This window comes from Pontibacter silvestris, assembly GCF_020907275.1.
GTDB classification, from domain to species: domain Bacteria; phylum Bacteroidota; class Bacteroidia; order Cytophagales; family Hymenobacteraceae; genus Pontibacter; species Pontibacter silvestris.
The window spans coordinates 1-3,543 of the sequence record NZ_JAJJWI010000059.1 but is presented as its reverse complement, the minus strand read 5'-3'; the positions used below and the strand labels follow the sequence as shown (position 1 = coordinate 3,543).

Below are 3,543 nucleotides of genomic sequence, written 5' to 3'. Positions count from 1 at the left end.
GTTCTAAAGTTGGGGAGCCGACAAATACGTATCCTCTGCCTCTTTTACATCGGGGATAATTTTAGAGGCCAAAACAGCAAAACTCTGTGCCGGTAAAGCGGGTCTAATAGCGAATACGGTTATATCTATTCTATGCTTGCCAAGTCGATTCAACCCACTCCATATTATTGGATGTAACACATCCTCCTAACCATTTTATGCAACATTTTCCAGTTCACACCGTGATTGGGTCTTTAATATTACACAGCAGCACCCATACCTAACCATGATAACAAGCAGAAACCTTAAATGGAATGTCGTTCTCCATTATACCTGGAAGAGTATGCTCTATTACTTGCTCTTGTCCTTGGCAGTTTATCTGATGCACGACTACTTCGAGGTTCTAGAACTGCATATGCCCTTCAGTACTATCTCTGCTTTGAGCACAGCGCTGGCTATCTTTCTGGGATTTAAGAACAACAATGCCTATGACAGGTGGTGGGAGGGCCGCAAAATATGGGGTTTGCTAGTAAATTACAGCCGTGCCTGGGCCCGAGAGGTGATAACCATGATTATACTGCCCGATGCCACACAGGCCGCAGAGGTAAAGAACTTACAGCGCCGCATGGTGTACCGGCACATTGCCTTTGTTCATGCACTCCGGGTATTTCTTCGAAAAAAGCACTCTTACAACCAAACAAACCAGAAAGAAATATTTGAGGAGTCGAATGAATATAAGGATACTGCTTCGTTTCTTATGCCAAATGAGTACAAGGTGTTCTGCCATAAAAATAATCCTCCAAACTACCTGCTCGAGCTACAGGGGGAAGACTTAAGAAGGGCCTTCAACAAAGGCTGGATCTCCGATTTCAGGTTTGTGAAGCTGGAGGAGACGCTCGTGGAGTTTAATAACATTCAAGGCATGAGCGAGCGGATCAAGAATACGCCGTTCCCCAGGCAGTACAGCTTTTTCTCCCGTGTTTTCGTTTTCATACATGCCTCTCTGCTTCCTTTTGCCTTTGTAGAGGAGCTTGGTTGGGCTACTATACCTGTCTCTGTTATCATTTCTTTCGTATTCCTTTGCCTCGACCTGGTAGGTGAGCGCGCTGAGGACCCCTTCGAGAATAGGTTAGAAGATGTGCCGCTCACAGCTCTTAGCCTGACAATTGAGACGAATTTAAAGGAACAGTGGGGGAGCAAGGACTTTCCGTCACCGAGGCAGGCGTCTCACGGTGCAGTTCTGTAGGAATACAGGAGGGAAATCCTGGACTATGCTAGTAGAGCAATTAATCCCTTTTCCAATAGCCACTGCCACCCTGAACCCCTTGGGAAATAGCCAAAGGTGTCATAACTTTCTAAAAATTTTTCTGTTAACTTATGGCAGGCCAGGGCAGCTGGTTAATGTTTTTTAGGACGGGTCACCTGTCCGACGGTCCCGGAAAAGCCCGGAATCATGATACAAAGAATGGCGCAGCAACTGCCTGCAGTTGCTGCGGGGCAAGTGGAGTATCCCAACAGCAAGAAGAAATGCTGGGAGAAGGTGACGGCCAGATTAGCTGTTGCTAAGTCGGGGCTACCCCTATGTGCTAAAACTCGACATGCAGCTGTCCCATAAAAGGTGCCTAACAGCAGCGTAAGCTGTAGATGCTCTATTCTCCCAAAACACTACCCACATCTCGTCTCTGATCCAAAACGCATCGCATCACGATATGGTTGGCGGCAATAATATCGTAGAAGATAATGTAAGTGCCTCCGGGGAAGCTTCACTAGTCTTTCCTCAGCTCATTCCTGGTCAGGCCAACCAATAGGTTCTGTGCCAGGTGCTGACAAGCATTCCTTACGCAGACTCCTTGGGGGGAGGCAGGGGCGTCCGTCCTTTTTTTGATGGCTGCTGCGTCAAAGTCTTGTAAAATATTTATGGTGAACAGGAAGAAATAATGAACGTATCTATCACCAGATATGTAGTAGGTGTATAATTAACAATACAATATGAATAACGGAACAGTAAAATTCTTTAATGACCTGCAAGGGTTCGGGTTCATCAAAGAAACAGATTCAGATCAGGAGCACTTTGTACACATTTCAGGGCTGGTAGACGAGATCAGGGAAAACGACGAGGTGACTTTTGACCTGCAGGAAGGAAGAAAAGGACTGAACGCGGTTAACGTGAAGCGCGCTTAGTTTTAACATATACATCTCATCAACAGGAAGCCTTACTTAAATGTAAGGCTTTTTTGTTTGCCGGCGGTTGCTTTGTAAGCCTCTGGTCTTCTCTGTATCTGCTGCAGCTGGCAGGCATGCAGGCCGAACTTTTTGAGCATCCGGTAATGCGATTGCAGTGCCTTGAAGAAGGTAGGGTTCTCGATATAAGGCAGGCCGAACTCCTGTGCCGTTTGCCTGACAATACCTGAAATAGCCGGGTAGTGGATGTGGCAAACCTTAGGAAACAGGTGATGCTCAATCTGCTGGTTCAGGCCGCCCAGCAGGAAGCCTGCCAGCCTGCTCCTTGTGGCGAAATTGGCAGTTGTTCGCATCTGGTGATCGGCCCAGGCCTCTTCCATGTTCCCTTTTTCGTTAGGTAATGGGAAGTCTGTCCCTTCCACCACGTGTGCCAGTTGAAACACCAGGCCCATCACCAAACCTTCCGCCAGATGCATGCCTACAAAACCAATCACAAACTGCCACCAGGTTATCTGCAGCACGAGCAGGGGCAAGACCATAAACAGGAAATAATAAATGGCTTTGTAGAAGAAAAGGTTGAAATACTCCCGCCTGGGGTGGTTTAGCGTAGGGTGCTGGCCGATTTTCTTCTGAAAGAACTTCACATAGTCTTTGCGGAGCACCCAGGAAAGAGAAGACAGGCTGTAAAGGCCAAAAGCATACAGGTGCTGAAAGCGCTGTACCTTGTTGAGTTTGTCATCCGGGTGCAGACGAATCAGGCCAGGAGCTACTTCAATGTCCTCGTCATGTCCGGGAATATTTGTGTAGGTATGGTGCACGATATTGTGGGTAAGGCTCCACACATATGGGCTGGCCCCGATCAGGTTGAAGGTGAAGCTTAAAGCTTTGTTTACCTTTCTGCTTGCCGAAAAGGAGCCGTGAATGGCGTCATGGCCGATATTGAAGCCTATAAGGGCACAGCATATGCCCAATAGCAAGGAAAGGCCGAACATGGTCCAGACCCCGAACCGGCCGGAGAGAATTAACAGGTAAATGCCAAGGGAGAGAGTCAAATAAAAAATCGTCTTTCTCCACATGGCCTGGTTGGCATATTTAGAAACGCCTTTTTCCTTTAAGTAAGCATCTACACGGCTGCGGACGGTAGAGAAGAAGCCTGATTGCTGAGTATTTATAAACTTAACTTTTGGGGACATTTACAGAATGCAGGGTTTGTTTATGTACATATCCTATCTAAGGAATAAATACGTGTATAGGAAACCAGCGTTACGGCGTACTTGTACAGAAACATGTTGATTAAAGAAATCGCAATAAAAGACCAACTTATTTAAGGATTCAAGACCACAGGAAAATTATGTCTAGTCCTGAAATCGTCGGATAGCGCGG

At 46.8% G+C, this 3,543-nt stretch carries 4 protein-coding genes; 3 read left to right on the top strand and 1 reads right to left on the bottom strand.

The window, feature by feature from the left end:
* Positions 1–265: 265 nt before the first annotated feature.
* The 3 genes from LN995_RS21400 (at position 266) to LN995_RS21390 (ending at position 2,160) form a co-directional block, all read left to right on the top strand.
* Complete coding sequence (locus tag LN995_RS21400) at positions 266–1,225, top strand: bestrophin family protein (protein ID WP_229963134.1); 960 nt, start codon at positions 266–268, stop codon at positions 1,223–1,225.
* Between the two features lie 207 nt (positions 1,226–1,432).
* On the top strand, positions 1,433–1,594 hold the full coding sequence (locus LN995_RS21395) for a hypothetical protein (protein WP_229963133.1): 162 nt from the start codon (positions 1,433–1,435) through the stop codon (positions 1,592–1,594).
* Between the two features lie 374 nt (positions 1,595–1,968).
* Positions 1,969–2,160 (top strand): cold-shock protein, encoded by a 192-nt coding sequence (locus tag LN995_RS21390; RefSeq protein ID WP_229963132.1) that lies wholly within the window; start codon positions 1,969–1,971, stop codon positions 2,158–2,160.
* Between the two features lie 32 nt (positions 2,161–2,192).
* Here the strand turns inward: LN995_RS21390 and LN995_RS21385 are convergent, their stop codons facing one another.
* Positions 2,193–3,353: a fatty acid desaturase family protein gene (locus LN995_RS21385; RefSeq protein ID WP_229963131.1), complete on the bottom strand. Its 1,161-nt coding sequence runs from the start codon at positions 3,351–3,353 to the stop codon at positions 2,193–2,195.
* Positions 3,354–3,543: the final 190 nt, after the last annotated feature.

Excerpts from the sequence above, each read along its gene's own strand:
- LN995_RS21395 (WP_229963133.1), top strand. The coding sequence starts at position 1,433 with ATGATACAAAGAATGGCGCAGCAACTGCCTGCAGTTGCTGCGGGGCAA.
- LN995_RS21390 (WP_229963132.1), top strand. The coding sequence starts at position 1,969 with ATGAATAACGGAACAGTAAAATTCTTTAATGACCTGCAAGGGTTCGGG.
- LN995_RS21400 (WP_229963134.1), top strand. The coding sequence starts at position 266 with ATGATAACAAGCAGAAACCTTAAATGGAATGTCGTTCTCCATTATACC.
- LN995_RS21385 (WP_229963131.1), bottom strand. The coding sequence starts at position 3,353 with ATGTCCCCAAAAGTTAAGTTTATAAATACTCAGCAATCAGGCTTCTTC.